Source organism: Streptomyces sp. NPDC026301, assembly GCF_055567935.1.
This window is the reverse complement of sequence record NZ_JBVHPN010000012.1, coordinates 47,823-65,832: the sequence shown is the minus strand read 5'-3', so window position 1 is coordinate 65,832 and position 18,010 is coordinate 47,823. Positions and strand designations below refer to the sequence as shown.

At 74.8% G+C, this 18,010-nt stretch carries 17 protein-coding genes; 14 read left to right on the top strand and 3 right to left on the bottom strand.

Annotated features, from left to right (window positions below; translation table 11 throughout):
- The first annotated feature begins 12 nt into the window (after positions 1-12).
- From ACZ4MH_RS21815 to ACZ4MH_RS21755, 13 genes are all read left to right on the top strand, one after another.
- Positions 13-1,656, top strand: coding sequence for a carbamoyltransferase family protein (locus tag ACZ4MH_RS21815; protein ID WP_351598848.1), 1,644 nt, complete (start codon positions 13-15; stop codon positions 1,654-1,656).
- Complete coding sequence (locus tag ACZ4MH_RS21810; protein WP_351598846.1) at positions 1,653-2,711, top strand: glycosyltransferase family 2 protein; 1,059 nt, start codon at positions 1,653-1,655, stop codon at positions 2,709-2,711. The genes ACZ4MH_RS21815 and ACZ4MH_RS21810 overlap by 4 nt, the downstream gene beginning before the upstream one ends.
- Complete coding sequence (locus ACZ4MH_RS21805) at positions 2,708-3,334, top strand: D-glycero-alpha-D-manno-heptose-1,7-bisphosphate 7-phosphatase (protein WP_351598844.1); 627 nt, start codon at positions 2,708-2,710, stop codon at positions 3,332-3,334. The genes ACZ4MH_RS21810 and ACZ4MH_RS21805 overlap by 4 nt, the downstream gene beginning before the upstream one ends.
- Complete coding sequence (locus tag ACZ4MH_RS21800; protein ID WP_351598842.1) at positions 3,331-4,338, top strand: glycosyltransferase family 9 protein; 1,008 nt, start codon at positions 3,331-3,333, stop codon at positions 4,336-4,338. Before ACZ4MH_RS21805 ends, ACZ4MH_RS21800 begins: the two co-directional genes overlap by 4 nt.
- Entirely contained in the window at positions 4,335-5,297 is a 963-nt protein-coding gene (locus ACZ4MH_RS21795) for a glycosyltransferase (RefSeq protein WP_351598840.1), read from the top strand. Before ACZ4MH_RS21800 ends, ACZ4MH_RS21795 begins: the two co-directional genes overlap by 4 nt.
- Complete coding sequence (locus ACZ4MH_RS21790; RefSeq protein WP_351598838.1) at positions 5,294-6,523, top strand: glycosyltransferase; 1,230 nt, start codon at positions 5,294-5,296, stop codon at positions 6,521-6,523. Before ACZ4MH_RS21795 ends, ACZ4MH_RS21790 begins: the two co-directional genes overlap by 4 nt.
- The gene (locus tag ACZ4MH_RS21785; RefSeq protein WP_351598836.1) at positions 6,520-7,146 is read left to right on the top strand and encodes a D-sedoheptulose-7-phosphate isomerase; all 627 of its coding nucleotides are present in this window, start codon (positions 6,520-6,522) and stop codon (positions 7,144-7,146) included. The genes ACZ4MH_RS21790 and ACZ4MH_RS21785 overlap by 4 nt, the downstream gene beginning before the upstream one ends.
- Entirely contained in the window at positions 7,143-8,633 is a 1,491-nt protein-coding gene (gene rfaE2 / locus ACZ4MH_RS21780; protein ID WP_351598834.1) for a D-glycero-beta-D-manno-heptose 1-phosphate adenylyltransferase, read from the top strand. The genes ACZ4MH_RS21785 and rfaE2 overlap by 4 nt, the downstream gene beginning before the upstream one ends.
- Positions 8,633-9,760, top strand: coding sequence for a glycosyltransferase family 9 protein (locus tag ACZ4MH_RS21775; protein WP_351598832.1), 1,128 nt, complete (start codon positions 8,633-8,635; stop codon positions 9,758-9,760). Before rfaE2 ends, ACZ4MH_RS21775 begins: the two co-directional genes overlap by 1 nt.
- A complete protein-coding gene (locus ACZ4MH_RS21770; RefSeq protein WP_351598830.1) occupies positions 9,757-10,710 on the top strand; it encodes a glycosyltransferase family 2 protein in 954 nt (317 codons plus the stop codon). The genes ACZ4MH_RS21775 and ACZ4MH_RS21770 overlap by 4 nt, the downstream gene beginning before the upstream one ends.
- Entirely contained in the window at positions 10,707-11,666 is a 960-nt protein-coding gene (locus tag ACZ4MH_RS21765; RefSeq protein WP_351598828.1) for a glycosyltransferase family 2 protein, read from the top strand. The genes ACZ4MH_RS21770 and ACZ4MH_RS21765 overlap by 4 nt, the downstream gene beginning before the upstream one ends.
- 136 nt (positions 11,667-11,802) lie before the next feature.
- A complete protein-coding gene (locus ACZ4MH_RS21760; protein WP_351598826.1) occupies positions 11,803-12,351 on the top strand; it encodes a type 1 glutamine amidotransferase domain-containing protein in 549 nt (182 codons plus the stop codon).
- A gap of 45 nt (positions 12,352-12,396) precedes the next feature.
- Positions 12,397-13,581 carry a zinc-dependent alcohol dehydrogenase gene (locus ACZ4MH_RS21755; RefSeq protein ID WP_351598824.1) on the top strand — a complete coding sequence of 395 codons (1,185 nt, stop codon included), beginning with the start codon at positions 12,397-12,399 and terminating at the stop codon, positions 13,579-13,581.
- A gap of 36 nt (positions 13,582-13,617) precedes the next feature.
- On the opposite strand, the gene ACZ4MH_RS21750 is transcribed toward ACZ4MH_RS21755, so the two are convergent.
- Entirely contained in the window at positions 13,618-14,580 is a 963-nt protein-coding gene (locus ACZ4MH_RS21750) for a threonine/serine dehydratase (RefSeq protein ID WP_351598822.1), read from the bottom strand.
- 199 nt (positions 14,581-14,779) lie between these two features.
- Here ACZ4MH_RS21750 and ACZ4MH_RS21745 point away from each other — a divergent pair, with 199 nt between their 5' ends.
- Positions 14,780-15,055 (top strand): hypothetical protein, encoded by a 276-nt coding sequence (locus ACZ4MH_RS21745; RefSeq protein ID WP_351598820.1) that lies wholly within the window; start codon positions 14,780-14,782, stop codon positions 15,053-15,055.
- 26 nt (positions 15,056-15,081) lie between these two features.
- Here ACZ4MH_RS21745 and ACZ4MH_RS21740 read toward each other — a convergent pair whose 3' ends face one another.
- Together ACZ4MH_RS21740 and ACZ4MH_RS21735 are read right to left on the bottom strand one after the other, a co-directional pair.
- The gene (locus ACZ4MH_RS21740) at positions 15,082-16,653 is read right to left on the bottom strand and encodes a glycoside hydrolase family 32 protein (protein WP_351592399.1); all 1,572 of its coding nucleotides are present in this window, start codon (positions 16,651-16,653) and stop codon (positions 15,082-15,084) included.
- A 223-nt stretch (positions 16,654-16,876) separates the two neighbouring features.
- Complete coding sequence (locus ACZ4MH_RS21735) at positions 16,877-17,890, bottom strand: LacI family DNA-binding transcriptional regulator (protein ID WP_351592402.1); 1,014 nt, start codon at positions 17,888-17,890, stop codon at positions 16,877-16,879.
- Positions 17,891-18,010 lie beyond the last annotated feature (120 nt).

Genomic DNA, 18,010 nt, shown 5'->3' with positions numbered 1-18,010 from the left:
ACGGATCACTCCATGCGCGTCCTTGGTGTCAACGCTCTCTTTCACGACCCCGCAGCAGCCCTCGTCATCGACGGCACGACCGTCGCGGCCGCGGAGGAGGAACGGTTCAGCCGTCGTAAGCACGGCAAGCGCCCGGTCCCCTTCTCCGCCTGGGAACTGCCCGAGCTCTCCGCCCGCTGGTGCCTGGAACAGGCCGGCCTGACCCCCGCGGACCTCGACGCCGTCGCCTACTCCTACGACCCCGAACTCTCCCGTCCCGCCGAGGCGATGGGCCTGGACGACCCCTGGGACCACCTCCGCCAGGAGTACGCCCGCCGGGCACCGGAGTTCCTCGCCGAGGCGCTGCCCGGCCTGAAGCCCGAACGCGTCCGCTTCGTGGCCCACCACGTCGCCCACGCGGCCTCCGCCGGGCTCGCCTCCCCGTACGACGACAGCGCCGTCCTGGTCCTCGACGGCCGGGGCGAGTGCGCCTCGCACCTCGCGGGCGCCTACTCCGACGGCGAGCTGAAGGTCCTCGCGGCCCAGGAACTCCCGCACTCCCTCGGCCTGTTCTACGAAGAGCTCACCGACCACCTCGGTTTCCTGCGCAGCAGCGACGAGTACAAGGTGATGGCGCTCGCCTCCTACGGCACGCCCCGCTTCCGCGACCAGCTGCGCGAGTACGTCTACGCCGATGGCACCGGCGGCTACGTCGCCGAACACGTGCCCTGGGAGCGGATGGTGCCGCGCCGGCTCGCGGGGCGCCGGATCACCAGTGACCACGCCGACCTCGCCGCCAGCGCCCAGGCGTGCCTGGAGGACATGACGCTCGACCTCGGCCGCTGGCTGCACGAGAAGACCGGCCGGCGGACCCTGTCCCTGGCCGGCGGCGTCGCGCTGAACTGCGTGGCCAACTCCCGGCTGTACCGGGACGGCCCGTACGAGGACATCTGGGTCCAGCCCGCCGCCGGTGACGCCGGCACGGCGCTCGGCGCCGCGCTGCACGTCGCCCAGGAGCAGGAAGCGGCCCCCGTCTCCCCGATGCCGACCGCGGCGCTCGGCCGCGGCTGGTCCGACGAGGAGCTGCGGGCCGTCCTGGAGGAGGCCGCCGTACCGTACGAGGAGCCCGACGACATCGCCGAGACGGTCGCCGAGGAGCTGGCGAACAACGGCATCGTCGCCTGGTACCAGGGCCGCAGCGAGTACGGCCCGCGCGCGCTCGGCCACCGCTCCCTGCTCGCGCACCCCGGGCACCCCGACAACCTGGAACGGCTCAACGCCGTGAAGGGCCGCGAGGAGTTCCGGCCCGTCGCGCCGATGGTCCTGGAGGACCGGGCGGCCGAGCTGTTCGAGGGCGGGCCGCTGCCCAGCCCGTACATGCTCTTCGTGCACGACGTCCGCGAGCCGTGGCGCGCGAAGATCCCCGCCGTGGTGCACGTCGACGGCACGGCCCGCGTGCAGACCGTCGAGGAGCGCACCGAACCGCTGGTGGCCCGGATGCTGGCGGCCTTCGACCGGCGCACCGGCATCCCCGTCGTGGTCAACACCAGCCTGAACACGGCGGGCCGCCCCATGGTCGACAGCCCGCGCGAGGCGCTGGAGTGCTTCGGCAGCGCGCCGGTCGACCTGCTGGCCATCGGGCCGTTCGCGGTCCGCCGGGGGAGGGCGTTCGCATGACACCACCCGACACCCCCGCGAGTACCGCGACCGGCACCGCGGACCCCGTCCACCGCGCCGCCGGAGCGGAGGTCTCCTACGCCGTTGTGATACCGACCCTCGGCAGGCCCTGTCTGACGGACTGCCTGCGGGCCCTCGCCGAGGCCGGCGAGCCGTGGCCCGACCAGGTGGTACTGGTCGACGACCGGCCCGAGCCCGGGGAGCCGCTGCCGCTGGAGGCCGCGGGCCCGCTGCGCGACCGCGTCCGTACGACGGCCACCGGCGGGCGCGGCCCGGCCGCAGCCCGCAACGCCGGCCTGGCCGCCGTCGGCACGCCCTGGGTCGTCTTCCTCGACGACGACGTGCGGGTGACGCCCGACTGGAGCCGCCGGCTCACCGCCGACCTGGCGGCGGCGGACGTCCGCACCGGCGGCGTGCAGGGCCGCATCCACGTGCCGCTCGACGCAGGCCGGCGCCACACCGACTGGGAGCGCGGCACCGCTGGGCTGGAAGGCGCCGCCTGGGCGACCGCCGACATGGCCTACCGCAGCGCGGCGCTCCGCGACGTCGGCGGCTTCGACGAGCGGTTCCCGCGCGCCTTCCGCGAGGACGCCGACCTGGCGCTGCGCGTACTGGACGCGGGCTGGGTCCTGCGCCGCGGCGAGCGCGTCACCCACCACCCGGTACGCCCCGCCGACCGCTGGGTCTCCGTACGTGTCCAGCGCGGCAACGCCGACGACGCCCTGATGCGGCGGCTGCACGGCGGCGACTGGTGGCACCGGGCCGACGCGCCGCGCGGCCGGCTCGCCCGGCACGCCGCCATCACCGCCGCCGCGACGGCGGCGGCAGCCCTGGCGCTGGCCCGCCGCCCGCGTGCCGCCGCGCTCGCCGGGTCCCTGTGGGCGCTCGGCACCGCCGAGTTCGCCTGGGCCCGCATCGCCCCGGGCCCGCGCACCCGGCACGAGGTCACCACCATGCTCTGCACCAGCGCGGTGATCCCGCCGCTCGCCGTCGCCCACCGGCTGCGCGGCGAGCTGGCGCACCGGCGCGCGGCGGCCTGGCGAGGTGCCGCATGAGCGATCCGCGCCACGACGACACGCTTCCGGCGGGGGATACGTCCGGCGGGCGGCACGAGCGGCCCGCCGCCGTCCTCTTCGACCGGGACGGCACGCTCATCGAGGACGTGCCCTACAACAGCGACCCGCGGCTGGTCCGCGTGCTGCCCGGCGTGCCCGAAGCGCTCCGGCTGCTGCGCGCCGCCGCCATCCCGACCGCCGTCGTCAGCAACCAGTCGGGCGTGGGCCGCGGCCTGCTGACCGAGAATCAGGTCCGCCTGGTGAACGCCCGGGTGGACGACGCCCTCGGCGGCTTCGGCACCTGGGTGTACTGCCCGCACCACCCGGAGGACGGGTGCCACTGCCGTAAGCCCAAGCCCGGCCTGGTCATCGAGGCGGCCCGCCGGCTCGCCGTACCGGCCGAGAAGTGTGTGGTGATCGGGGACATCGGCGCCGACGTGCTGGCCGCGCAGGCGGCCGGTGCCCGCGCCGTCCTCGTACCGAACGCCGTCACCCGCGCCGAAGAGGTGACCGCCGCGCCGCACACCGCGCCCGACGTGCTCAGCGCCGTACGGCAGCTGCTCGGCCACGGCCCGGAGACCGCGCCCGTCCCCGCCGCCGAGACCTGGGGGTGGGACCGATGAGGTCACTCGTGGTACGCCTCGACAGCTTCGGCGACGTGCTGCTGGCCGGCCCGGCCGTCCGGGCCGTCGCCGCACACTCCTCGCACGTCACGATGGTGTGCGGGCCGCGCGGCGAGGACGCGGCGCGGATGCTGCCCGGGGTCGACGAGGTACTGGTGTGGGAGGCGCCCTGGGAGGGCTTCAGCCCGCCGAGCGTCGAGGACGCGGACGTGCACGGCCTGATCCGCCGGGTGCGTGACGGCGCGTACGACACGGCCCTCATCCTCACCTCCCACCATCAAAGTCCGCTGCCCGCCGCCCTGTTGCTGCGGATGGCGCACGTCGGCCGTATCGGCGCCGACAGCCGCGACCACCCCGGCCGGCTGCTGGACGTACGCCACCGGCGGCTGCCGGGCCGGCACGAGGCCGAGGCCGCGCTCGACACCGCCGCCGCGCTCGGCTTCGTCCCCGAGCCCACCGACGACGGCCGGCTGCGCGTGCTGCCGCCGCCGGACACCGTGGGCCTCACCGGCAACGGCCCCTACGTCGTGGTGCACCCCGGCGCCAGCGCGCCGGCCCGCGCCTGGAGCCCGTACCGCTGCGCCGAGGCGGTCGCCGCGCTGGCCGACGCGGGCCACCGCGTCATCGTCACCGGCGGGCCTGATGAGACCGAGCTGACCCGTGAGGTCAGCGGCACCGTGGCGCGCGACCTCGGCGGCCGCACCGACCCCCGCGGGCTGGCCGGAGTGCTGCGCTCCGCCGACGTCGTGGTCAGCGGGAACACCGGGCCCGCGCACCTGGCGGCGGCCGTCGGCACGCCCGTCGTGTCGCTGTTCGCTCCCGTGGTACCCGCCGAGCGGTGGGCGCCGTACGGAGTGTCGACGATCCTCCTCGGCGACCAGCAGGCGCCGTGCGCCGGGACCCGTGCGCGGCACTGCCCGCAGCCAGGACACCCCTGCCTGGACGACGTCACCGCGACCGACGTGGTGCTCGCCGTGCAGAAACTGCTCAAGGAGAGCACATGAACATCCTCATCTGGCATGTGCACGGCTCCTGGATCACCGCATTCGTCCAGGGGGCGCACACCTACCTGGTCCCGGTGACGCCGGACCGCGGCCCGGACGGCCTGGGCCGCGCCCGTACCTGGGACTGGCCGGCCTCCGTCCAGGAACTCTCCCCGGAGCAGCTGCGCGAGGCCGACATCGACCTGATGGTCCTGCAACGCCCGCACGAGGCGGAGCTGGCGTACGAATGGACCGGGCGGCGCCCGGGACGCGACGTGCCCGCGGTCTACGTCGAGCACAACAGCCCGCACGAGACGCCCGTGGACACCCGCCACCCGCTCGCCGACCGCGATGACATCCCGCTCGTCCACGTCACCCACTTCAACCGGCTGATGTGGGACAACGGCCGCGCCCCGACCACCGTCGTGGAACACGGCATCATCGACCCGGGCCCGCGCTGGACCGGCGAGGAGCAGCGCGCCGCCGTCGTCGTCAACGAACCGGTGCGGCGCGGCCGTACCACCGGTACCGACCTGCTGCCGCGGTTCGCCGCCGCGGCGCCGCTGGACGTCTTCGGCATGCGCACCGAGGGGCTGGCCGGCCATCTGGGCCTGCCGCCGGACCGGTGCCGCACCCGTGACCTGCCGCAGGAGGAGCTGCACACGGCGCTGGCCCGCTGCCGGGTGTACGTCCACCCGATCCGGTGGACCTCGCTCGGGCTCTCGCTGCTGGAAGCCATGTTTCTCGGGATGCCCGTCGTGGCACTGGACACCACCGAGGTACGCGAGGCCGTCCCCGAGGGGGCCGGCGTGGTCTCGAACCGGCTGGAGACGCTGACCGACGCGGTCCGCGGCTTCGTCGCCGACCGGGACCTCGCCGAACGGACGGGCCGGGAAGCGAGGGCCGCCGTACAGGCCCGCTTCGGGGTGGGGCGCTTCCTGGACGACTGGGATCAACTCATGAAAGAGGTCACGCGATGAAGCACGCAGCATCCGCGCCCCACGTCGCCATGGTCTCCGAGCACGCCAGCCCGCTGGCCGCACTCGGCGGCCCGGACGCGGGCGGTCAGAACGTGTACGTGGCACAGCTCGCCCGGCACCTCGTCCGCCGCGGGCACGACGTCACGGTCTACACCCGGCGTGACGATCCCGCACTGGCGCACACGGTCACCACCCGCGACGGCTTCAAGGTCGTGCACGTGCCGGCAGGCCCCCCGGCCCCCGTGCCGAAGGACGAACTGCCCGCGCACATGCCGGAGTTCGGCCGCTACCTGGCGCGTACGTGGGCCGCGGCGCCGCCCGGCCTCGTGCACGCGCACTTCTGGATGTCGGGCACGGCGGCCCTGGCCGGCGCCCGCGAACTGGGCATCCCCGTCGTCCAGACCTACCACGCGCTCGGCACCGTCAAGCGGCGCTACCAGGGCTCGGACGACACCAGCCCGCCCGAGCGCATCGAGACCGAGGCCCGCATCGGCAGAACGTGCCGCCGCGTCCTCGCGACCTGCTCCGACGAGGTCGGCGAGCTGCTCGCGATGGGCATCCCGCGCGACCACGTACGCGTCGTGCCGTGCGGCGTGGACACCACCCACTTCGCGCCCGTACCCGACGCCCGGCGCCCCGACGCGCCCAAACGGCTGCTCGCCGTCGGCCGGCTCGTCCCCCGCAAGGGCTTCGACCGGGCCATCCGCGCCCTGGCCGGCATCCCGGACGCCGAACTGCTCATCGCCGGCGGGCCCGAGGAGCCGCTGCTCTTCGACGACCCGGAGGCGAACCGGCTGCGCAAGGTGGCCGAGGAGCACGGCGTGAGCGAGCGGGTACGGCTGCTGGGCCGGGTCTCGCACGACGAGATGCCGGCACTGATGTCCAGCGCCGACCTGGTGCTCTCGCTGCCGCGCTACGAGCCGTTCGGCATCGTCCCCATCGAGGCGATGGCCTGCCGCACCCCGGTGGTCGCCACCGCCGTCGGCGGACACCTCGACACGGTCGTCGACGGGGTCACCGGCGTCCTCGTCCCGCCGGTCGAGGAACACGGCCTGGACCGGATCATCCGGAACCTGCTGGACGACCCCGAACTGCTCGCCCGCCTCGGCGCCGCGGGCCGCGAACGCGCCCTGGACCGCTACACCTGGGACCGCGTCGCCCAAGGCGTCGCCGCCGTCTACGACGGCCTGCTCTCCGTACCCGCACTCTCGGGGGTGGCCCGATGACCGCACTCGACGACGGCCGGCACTGCGACGAACTGCAGGACGCGCTGGCCCGCTTCCGCGCTTCCGCCTCCCGCATCGAATCCTGGGGCTGCCGCCTGGCCGACCGGCTGGGCCGGGGCGCCCGTCTGCTGGTCGCCGGCAACGGCGGCAGCGCGGCCCAGGCGCAGCACCTCACCGCCGAACTCGTCGGCCGGTACCGCGAGGACCGCCCGGCCTACTCGGCGCTCGCGCTGCACGCCGACACCTCCTCCACCACCGCCATCGCCAACGACTACGGCGTGCAGGAGGTGTTCGCGCGGCAGACCCGCGCCCACGGCCGCCCCGGCGACATCCTGCTGCTGATGTCCACCAGCGGCGCCAGCGCCAACCTGCTGACCGCCGCCACCGAGGCCCGCCGCATCGGCATGACCGTCTGGTCGCTGACCGGGCCGGCCCCCAACCCGCTGGAGGCGGCCGGGGACGAGGCGCTGTGCGTGGACGCGCCGGTGCCCGCCACCGTCCAGGAACTCCACCTGGTCGCCGTCCACATGATCTGCGAGGCGTTCGACCGGACCGTCGCCCGGCAGGACGGCGCCGTACGCCAGGAACCGGTCCTGGACACCGTACGGGTGGAGGAAGCATGAGCCGTACCGCGCCGCTGCTCGTCGTCGGCGACAGCCTGCTCGACCACGATCTGTCCGGGCGCGCCGAACGCCTCGCGCCCGACGCGCCGGTGCCTGTACTGAAGGGCCTGCGCCGCACCGTCCGGCCGGGCGGCGCGGCGCTCGCCGCCTGCCTGGCCGCCGAGGACGGCCGCGAGGTCACCTTCGTCACCGCGCTCGGCGACGACGAGACCAGCCGTACCCTGCGCCGGCTGCTCTCCGACCGGGTCCAGCTGGTCGAACTCCCGCTGTCGGGCGCGCTGTCCAGCAAGACGCGGCTGATGGCACGGGACCGCCCGCTGCTGCGCCTGGACGAGGGCGACGGCCGGGCGGGCGGCGCGACGGAGGAGGCCGAGCGGGCCATCGCCGCCGCGGGCGCCGTGCTCGTCGCGGACTACGGCCGGGGCACCGCCGACGCGGTACGCGGAGCGCTCGCCCGCGCCGCCCGGCACGTACCCCTGGTCTGGGATCCGCACCCCAACGGGCAGCCGCCCGTCCCGGGCGTGAAGCTGGCCACCCCGGCTGCGGCCGAGGCGCGCGCCTTCGCCACGGTGCTCGCCGAGGAGGCCCGGCCGGCCGTGACCCGTACTCGCCGGGGCGGCGCGGGCGACGAGCCGGCCGCCGACGGCGCGCGCGTACAGCTCGCCCAGGCCGCATCCGACGCCCGTACGCTGCTGCGGTCCTGGAAGGCCGCCTCGGTGGCGGTGACGATGGGGGAGCGCGGCGCGCTGCTGACGCACGGCGAGGCGCCCATGCTGGTGCCCGCACCGTGGAGCGCGCAGGGCGACGCCTGCGGCGCCGGGGACTGCTTCGCCGCCTGCGCCGCCGGGCTGCTGGCCGACGAGGCGCTGCCCGAGGACGCCGTGCAGGGCGCCGTCCACGCGGCCACGCAGTTCGTCGAGGACGGCGGCGCACACGGCTTCACCACCCACTTCACCTCCGCCGCCGCACCGCAGGGCGGCGGCGAGAGCGCCGCCGAACTCGCGGCCCGGGTACGCGCGGCGGGCGGCACCGTCGTCGCGGCCGGCGGCTGCTTCGACCTGCTGCACGCCGGGCACGTCGCGCTGCTGCAGGCCGCCCGCCGGGCCGGCGACTGCCTCATCGTGTGCCTGAACTCCGACGCCTCCGTACGCCGCCGCAAGGGCGACGAACGGCCCATCGTGCCCGCCGCCGACCGGGTACGCGTCCTCCAGGCGCTCGGCTGCGTCGACGCCGTCACCGTCTTCGAACAGGACACCCCCGAGCAGGTACTCCAGGAACTGCGCCCGCACATCTGGGTCAAGGGCGGCGACTACGCCCTGACCCGGATGCCGGAGACGGAGGTACTGGAGGGCTGGGGCGGCCAGGTCATGCTGCTGCCGTACCTGGACGGGCGGTCCAGCACCAAGCTCGCCGAGCGCGCCGCAGGACGGCTCGCCGAGCCGCACGGCGACCCGCTGCCCGGCGCCGCGGCCGACAGGGTGGTGTGATGACCTCCGCCGCCGTACCGACCGGGCCCGCCTCGCCCCGCCCCCGCCTGCTGGTGCTGCGCGCGCTGGGCCTGGGCGACCTGCTGGCCGGGGTGCCCGCGCTGCGCGCCGTACGCCGGCACTTCCCCGGCCACGCGATCGTGCTCGCCGCACCGCCGGGCCTGACCGACGCGGCGCTGGCCACCGGCGCCGTGGACGCCGTGCTCGCCGCGCAGGCACCGTCCCGCGGCGTGCCCTCGCTGCGGCACTGGCCGGGCGCGCCCCCCGATGTCGCCGTCGACCTGCACGGCAACGGCCCGGCCAGCGCCGACGTGCTCGCGGAGCTGCACCCCGGACGGCTCATCGCGTACGCGGCCCGGGACTCGCCCGCCGCCGCGCTGGGCGTCTGGGAGCGCGGCGAGCACGAACGCACCCGCTGGTGCAGCGTCCTCGGCGCGTACGGCATCCCCGCCGACCCCGAGGACTACCGCATCCCGGCCCCCGAGGAGCCCTCCGCCGCACCGGGCGCCGTGGTCATCCACCCCGGGGCCGACGCCGGTTCCCGCCGCTGGCCGGCCCGCCGCTTCGGCGCGGTCGCCGCCCGGCTGCGCGCCGCCGGGCGGCGGGTGGTGGTGCTCGGCGGCCCGGGGGAGGAGGACCTGACCCTCACCGTCGCGGAGGCCGCCGGGCTCGGGCCCGGCGAAGTCCTCACCGGCGGGCTGCCGTTCGCCGAGCTGTCCGCGCTGGTCGCGCACGCCGCCGTGCTCGTCAGCGGCGACACCGGCACCGCGCACCTGGCCGTCGCGCACGGCACACCCTCGGTGACCCTCTTCGGGCCGGTACCGCCGCGCCTGTGGGGCCCGCCGCCCAGCGACCGGCACACCGCCCTGTGGCACCCGGGCCCGCCCGGCGACCCGCACGGCACCGAGCCCGACCCGCTGCTGCTGCGGATCGGCGTGGACGAGGTACTGGAAGCCGTGCTCTGGCACGACCGCGAGGTCACGCCCATGCCCCGCGCCACCGAGGCCGGCGGCACGCCGTCCGGCCGCGCCCGGCTGCGGCGCAGGCTCCGGGCCCCCGGCGCGGTCCCGTACCACAGCGCACCCGGCGCGGCCCGGCCCCGGACCACCGGGGAGGCCCGCCCATGACCGCCGACCAGCACGCCGTCTCCGGGCTCGCCGGGGACAGCGCGCAGCGCCCGGCCCGTACCACCGTCGCGATCATCACCCGCAACCGCCGCAACGGGGTCCTGCATACTCTCGACCGGCTCGCCGAACTCCCCGAGCGGCCCCCGGTGATCGTCGTGGACAACGGCTCCGACGACGGCACCGCCGACGCCGTACGCGCCCACCCGGCCGGCGCCGAAGTGCTGTGCCCCGGCCGCAACACCGGCGCGCTCGGCCGGACCCTCGCGGTGCGGCACGCCCGTACCCCCTATGTCGCGTTCAGCGACGACGACTCCTGGTGGGCCCCCGGCGCCCTGACCACCGCGGCCCGGCTCCTGGACGACCATCCGGACCTCGGACTGGTGGCGGCGCGCACCCTCGTCGGGCCCGACAACGCCGAGGACCCGCTGAACGCCGTGCTCGCCGACTCGCCGCTGCCGGCGTCCGACCGGTTCCCGGGCACGCCCGTCCTCGGCTTCCTGGCCTGCGCCGTCGTCGTCCGCCGCAGCGCCTACCTCGACGTCGGCGGCTACCACCCGCTGCTCTTCTTCGGTGCCGAGGAGACGCTGCTCGCCTACGACCTGGCGGCGGCGGGCTGGGGCGTGACGTACACCCCCGAGCTCACCGCCCACCACCACCCGGACGCCGCCGCCAAGCCCGGCAGGTCCCCGCTGCTGCAACGCAACGAAGCGCTCACCGGCTGGCTGCGCCGCCCGCTGCGCGTCGCCCTGCGCCGCACCGCCACGCTGGCCGGCGCGGCAGCCCGCGGCGAACCGGGCGCCGCGGCCGCTCTGTTGGGCCTGCTCGCCCGCATCCCGCCCGCACTCACCCGGCGCCGGCCGCTGCCCGCCGACGTGGAACACGCCATCGGCCTCCTGGAGCGCCCGGCCCGCACACCGTCCTCCGTACGACCAGGGACACACCAGCCATGACACACCACGAGGGGAACGACACCGCGCTCGACACCGCGGACACCGCCGACCAGGTGGCCGGGCCGGACGGCCGCACGACCGTCGTGGTCATCACCCACAACCGCCGCGCCGAACTCCTGCGCACGCTCCGCTCGTTGCGCGCGCTGCCGGAACGGCCGCCGGTCATCGTCACGGACAACGGCTCCACCGACGGCACGGCGGAGGCGGTGGCGCGGGAGTTCCCCGAAGTGCGGCTGCTGCGTCCGGGCCGCAACCTCGGTGCCGTCGGCCGCAACCTCGCCGTCCACTTCGCCGGCACGCCCTACGTGGCGTTCTGCGACGACGACACCTGGTGGGACCCCGGCGCCCTGCGGCACGCGGCGGACGTCCTCGACGCCCGGCCCCGGCTCGCCGCCGTCACCGCCCGCATCGTCGTGGAACCGGCCGGGACCGAGGACCCGGTGGTCGCCGAGCTGCGCGACTCCCCGCTGTCCGGCCCCGACTGGCTGCCGGGCCCCGCGCTCGGCTCGTTCCTCGCGGCCGCGACCGTGCTGCGCACCGAAGCATTCCGCGAGGGCGGCGGATTCCACCCGGGGCTGTGGCTGGGGGGCGAGGAGGAGCTGCTGGCCACGGACCTCATCGAGCGCGGCTGGTGGCTCGCGTACGACGCACGGCTGACGATCCATCACGCGGCGTCCACCGCCCGGGACAGTACCGAGCGGCGGGTACTGGGGCTGCGGAACACACTGTGGTTCACCTGGCTGCGCAGGCCGCTGCTGCCCGCGGTGCGGCGCACGGCGCACCTGGCACGCACCGTCCCGCACGACCGTGCCTCGCTGCGCGCCTTCGGGCACGCACTGGCCGGGCTGCCCTGGGTACTGCGGCAGCGGGCCGCCGTCTCCGCCGGTACGGAGGCGCGGATCGCGGCACTGGAGGAGGCGCGGCGGGGGTCCGGGGCACGGCGGTACGTGGGGTGAACCGGAAGCGGTGGCGCGGCGCGTTCGGCCCAGCTCGACACGCATGGTCCGGCACCACCGTGGAACCCTGGACAAGGCACCCATACCACCCCGTTATTCCGATCATTCCGAGCATTTTCGTGAGGACGTGAGCGCAATGCAGGTCGCATTCCTGGTGGCCCCCGAAGGCGTCGAGCAGGTCGAGCTGACGGAGCCGTGGCAGGCCGTGAAGGACGCCGGGCACACCCCGCGGCTGGTCTCCACCAAGGCCGGGCAGATCCAGGGGTTCAACCACCTCGACAAGGCCGACACCTTCGACGTCGACTCCACCGTCGGCGAGGCGCGGGTCGAGGACTACGGCGGCCTCGTGCTGCCCGGCGGCGTCGCCAACCCCGACTTCCTGCGCATGGACGAGAAGGCCGTCGCCTTCGCCAAGGGCTTCTTCGACGCGGGCAAGCCCGTCGCCGCCATCTGCCACGCCCCCTGGACGCTGGTCGAGGCCGACGTGGTGCGCGGCCGCACCCTGACCTCCTGGCCCAGCCTGCGGACCGACATCCGCAACGCCGGCGGCACCTGGGTCGACGAGCAGGTCAAGGTCTGCACCGGCGGCCCCAACACGCTGATCACCAGCCGCAAGCCGGACGACCTGAGCGCCTTCAACGGCGCGCTGGTCAAGGAATTCACCGCCCAGGACCACCGGTCCTGAGCGCCCCCCACTCCTGACACAGCTCGTTCCGAGCAGGAGGCAGCGATGCGCGCCCTCACCTGGCACGGGAAGCGGGACGTACGGATCGACACCGTCCCCGACCCGAAGATCCAGGATCCGACCGACGTGCTGGTGAAGATCACCTCCACCGGCATCTGCGGTTCGGACCTGCATCTGTACGAAGTACTCGGCCCCTTCCTGGAGCCCGGTGACATCCTCGGCCACGAGCCGATGGGCGTCGTCGAGGAGATCGGCTCCGAGGTGACCAGGCTCAAGCCGGGGGACCGGGTCGTCGTGCCCTTCAACGTCTCCTGCGGCACCTGCTGGATGTGCTCCCAGGGCCTGCACTCGCAGTGCGAGACCACCCAGGTCCGGGAGCGCGGCAAGGGCGGCTCCCTCTTCGGCTACACCAAGCTGTACGGCCAAGTGCCGGGCGGCCAGGCGGAGTTCCTCCGGGTGCCGTTCGCCGATCAGCTGCCGATCAAGGTCCCGCACGGGCCACCGGACGACCGTTTCGTCTACCTCTCCGACGTGCTGCCCACCGCGTGGCAGGCGGTGGAGTACGCGGACGTCCCGCCTGGCGGCACCGTCACGGTCCTCGGCCTCGGCCCGATCGGCGACATGGCCTGCCGGATCGCGCTGCACCGCGGCGCCTCGAAGGTCATCGGCGTGGACCTGGTACCGGACCGCCTCGCGCGGGCGCGGGACCGCGGCGTGCACACCCTGGACCTCAACGAGTTCGGCAAGCACACCGCCGACGAGATCCGCCGGCTCACCGACGGCCGGGGCACCGACGCCGTCATCGAGGCGGTCGGCATGGAGGCGCACGGCACGCCAGGCGCGAAGCTCGCCCAGCAGGCCGTCGGGCTGCTGCCGAGCCCGGTGGCCGAGAAGATCACCGAACGCGCCGGGGTGGACCCGATGGCGGCCCTGAACACCGCGATCGACGCGGTCCGCCGGGGCGGCACCCTCTCCATCTCCGGCGTCTACGGCGGCAACGTCGACCCGCTGCCGATGCTGACCATGTTCGACAAGCAGCTCCAGATCCGGATGGGACAGGCGAACGTCCGCCGCTGGGTGGACGACATCCTCCCGCTCCTCGACGACGCGGACGTCCTCGGCGTCGAGGACTTCGCCACCCACCGGCTCCCCCTGGAGGAGGGCCCCGAGGCGTACGCCACCTTCCAGGCCAAGCGGGACGGCATGGTCAAGACACTGCTGCAGCCGTGAGGGCCGCAGCCGTGAGGTGACGCCGCGCCCGGGGCGTCAGTGCGGCAGGCCGAATTTCTCGGCCCAGCGCATGACGTCGCCGGTCGCGGCGTTCCCGCCGCACAGCACCAGCCCGATGCGGGCCTCGTCCCCGACCCGCTCGACCACCTGACGGGCCGCCGGCAGCAGACAGCCGGCGGCCGGCTCGGCCCAGACCTTCGCGTGCTCCGCGAGGTCCAGGACGCCCTGCACCGCCTCCCGGTCCGGCACCACCAGCACCTCGTGCACCAGCTCCGCGACATGGTCGTACGTGAGCTGCGAGGCGGCCGGGGCGCTCAGCGTGGACACGATCGAGGACAGCTCGACGGGCACCGGGCCGCCCGCGGCGAGCGCCTCGGACATCGCCTGCGCCCCCTCGGTCTCCACACCCCAGACCCGCACCCCGGGGCGGCGCGCGCGCAGCGCCGCCGCGACGCCCGCGATCAGCCCGCCGCCCCCGATACTGACCAGCACGTCCGTCAGCTCGCCCGCGTCCTCCGCCAGCTCCAGGCCCACGGTGCCCTGGGCGGCCACCACCACCGGGTCGTCGAAGGGGTGCACCAGCGTCAGGCCGTCCGCCTCCAGCTCCGTGACCAGCTTGAAGGCGCCCTCCATGTCGTCGGTGAGCTGTACCGAAGCGCCGGCCGCCGTGGCGATGTCGACGGCACGCGCGGGCGCGGAGCGCGGCATCACCACGGTCGCCTTCAGCCCCAGCACCCCGGCCATCACGGCCAGCCCGATGCCGTGGTTGCCGCCGCTCACCGCCACCACGCCGGCCGCGCGGTCCGCCTCGCTCAGCGACAGCAGCTTGGCCGTCGCCCCGCGCGCCTTGAAGGAGCCGGTCCGCTGCAGCAGTTCCAGCTTGGCGGTGACGGGCGCGCCGAGCAGCGCGGTCAGGCCGGGACTGGACACCGTCGGAGTCCGCACGCCGTACTCGGCGATCCGGTCGGCCACTGCCTCGATGTCCGCGATGCCGATCACGGCACCCTCCCTCTCCGTCGGCGTCCACTCCGCTGCCACCTGCTGTTACGCAGGCGGCCAGTGCACCGACCCTACAACTGGCGGGTGGGCTTCGACGGGCGGTGGCCGACGTCCGGACACCGGCGCGTACCGGCCGGTACGCAACCTTTCCCGCCGCTCGGCGGTCTCTCAGGCACGCACCACGACCCGGGAGCCGCGCATGACCGGTACGCGCCTGATCGTCAGCCTCATCGGCGCCGTCCTCGCCCTGTGGGGCCTCGTCATCTACGGACAGGCGGGGACCGCGTCCGACCCCGCCGTGTACGACCGCCAACGCCCCCTGCTCGTACAGGAGATCACCGACGAGACCGAGGCGTCGGCCGGCGCCGACACCGAGCTCGCCCGGCAGGACGAGCGGCTCGGCATCGGCATGGCCGGCGGCGGCGTGCTGATCGCGGCGGCGCCCTGGGTGAGCCGCCGCCACGCCCGGCGGTGACGCCGCCGGCGCTCGGCGCGGCCGCCCTACCAGGCGGAGCGCAGCGGCCACACCGTGAGCCGCTCGACGTGCATCCCGCCCTCCTCGGCGAAGGTGCCCAGGCCCGTGTCGGCCGGGTCGGGGAAGATCTGGTCGGTCAGACACACCGCGCCGTCGCCCGCGTACACCTCCACCGACGAGCGGTCCACGATCAGCCGCAGCCGCAGCACGCCGTCGGTGAGCGCGAAGGGGGCACGGTGCACGGCGGGGAACTCCGGCGCGAAGCCGACATCGCCGGACGCCGTGCGGTCCACGTACAGCTCGCCGTCTCCGGAGTCGTAGCCGATACGCGTCCGGTGCCCGCCCCCGGTCCGCACCTCCAGGCCGCACCGCCGCGCCCCGTCCGGCCGCAGCACCGCTTCGATCTCGTACGTCTGGCCTGCGTCCCGCAGCAGCCGGGTGGCGCCCGCCCGCACCCGGCGGCCGGCGATCCGCAGCGCCGGGCTGCGGCGCAGCGTGGCCAGCTCGGCGACCGGCTGCTGGACGAGTTCGGCGCCGCCGTCCGGCGCGGCCCGCAGGCCCAGTTCGCGGGGGAAGCCCATCGCGCTGCGCCACGGGCTGGTCGGGATCTTCTCGCCGTACAGCCAGTTGTTCATCCAGGCGACCAGGACGCGGCGGCCGCCCGGTGCGTCGTTGTACGTGACGCCCGCGTACGCGTCGGCGCCGTGGTCCAGCCAGCGCGGCGCGTCGTGCGGGTCGGCGGTGAAGCGGGTGCCGTCGAAGTCGCCGGTGAAGTACTGCCCGGCCGAACCGCCCGCCGGGCCACCGGGGTTGAGGTTGACGATCAGCACCCACTTGCGGCGTGCCGGGTCGTCGCCCACGGGCAGCTCGAAGAGGTCAGGGCACTCCCACACGCCGCCGGTCGCCGCGCTCGGCCCGAAGTCGCTGCGGTGCGTCCAGGACTTGAGGTCGGGTGAGGTGTAGACGCTGATGCGGTGCTCGGCGGAGAGCGCGAGGACCATCACCCAGCGGGCGGTCGGCGCGTGCCAGAAGACCTTGGGATCACGGAAGTTGTCCGAGCCGATGTCGAGGACGGGATTGCCCGCGTACCGCTTCCAGGTTGCCCCGTCGTCGATGCTGTAGGCGAGCGACTGCCGCTGCCCGCCGGTCGCCTTGACCATGCTGGTGTAGATCGCGACGAGCGGCGGATTCGCCGCGGTGCCCAGGCCGCTGGTGTTGTCGCGGTCGAAGACGGCGCTGCCGGAGAACACCATCTCCTCGTCCGTCTGCGGGATGGCGACCGGCTGCTCCTCCCAGTGCAGGAGGTCGGTGCTGACGGCGTGGCCCCAGGACATGTTGCCCCAGGTCGCGCCCGAGGGGTTGTACTGGAAGAAGAGGTGGTACTTGCCGTTGTGGTGGATCAGCCCGTTGGGGTCGTTCATCCAGTTCTCGGCGGGGGAGAAGTGCACCTGCGGGCGGTAGGTCTCGTCGTACGCGCGCGGCGCGGCGGCCGTCGCCGGGGCGGTGGACCAGGCGCTCAGCGCGCCGGTGCCGGCGAGGGCGAGCGCACCGGCGAGGACGGTGCGGCGGGCGGGGTGGCGGTGCGGGGTGTCGGGCATGGGAGTGCCTCCGGTAGGGCAGCGCGGCCAACTGGCCTGCATGCGGGGCAGGGAATGGCGGGTGAGTCCCGCGCGTCCACGGCTCCCGACGAACCGGACGGCTGGGGTGACACGTTCGTACGCGGCCGCCGCCGACATGGCGACCGCGGCAGACTGTAGAAGGCGCGCCCGCGGTTGTCCAGGGGGCTTGGGGGGTCTTAAGGGGCTTGGGGGCCTCTGACGATCAGCGGGGCGGGTCGGCGGGGCACCCGCACGACGTGCGATGCACCAGCGTCGGCTCCAGCAGCACGGTCCGCTTCGCGCCGCCCGGGTCCGCGATCCGGTCGATGAGCATCCGTACGGACTTGGCGCCGATCTCCTCGACCGGCTGGGCGATGGCCGTCAGCTGCGGCTGCAGCAGATCGGCCCACTCGAAGTCGTCGAAGACGCTCAGGGCGATGTCCTGCGGCGCCTTCAGGCCCAGCCGGGACAGCGCCCGCAGCACGCCGAGCGTCATGTGGTTGTTGCCCACCACCAGCGCGGTCGGCGCGTCCTTGCCGCGCAGCAGCCGCTCGGTGACCTGCTGCGCCATGTACGCGTGGCTGTGCCCGGCCACCACCAGCTCCTTGGCCGGGTCCAGGCCCTGCCGCTTCATGCCGCGCTGCCAGCCGCGCACCCGCTCCGAGCTGGTACGGATGCCGCGCCGCCCGGCGACCATGCCGATCCGGGTGTGGCCGAGGTCGGCGAGGTGGTCGACGAGGCGGGCGGTGGACTCCACGTTCGCCGTGCCGATCTGGTCGAAGGCGGCGGAGGCGCAGCGGTCGATCAGGACGGTGGGCAGGCCGGTGTCGGTGAGGTACCGCAGCGCGGCACTGCGGGGGCCGGCCGCGGTCGCCAGCAGCAGCCCGTCGACGCGGCGCTGGTGGAGGTTCTGCACGACCCGCAGCTCCTCAGCCGGGTCGTCGTGGGTGTCGGCTATCAGCAGCGTGTAGCCCGCGGCGCGGGCGGTGGCGTCGATCGCCGAGACCATGTCCGCGAAGTGGAAATTGGTGACCGCCGACACCGCGAGGCCGAGCGTCTTGGTGCTGGAGGTCACCAGCGAGCGGGCGATGGTGTTGGGGATGTAGCCCGTGCTGCGCATGGCGGCGTGGACCTGGTCGCGGGTCTCCTCCTTGACGAACCGGGTCCCGTTGATCACGTGGGACACGGTCGAGACCGAGACCCCGGCCCGACGTGCCACGTCGGCCATGGTCGCCATGCGTGCCTCCTCCGGTCTGCCGTCCCCGTGATCGTACGTGAAGCGGTCTCCGAGAAAAGCGCTTGCGCAAACGCTTGCGCGAAATCGTTCGAGCGGTCACGATGCCGTACCGGGCGGTCG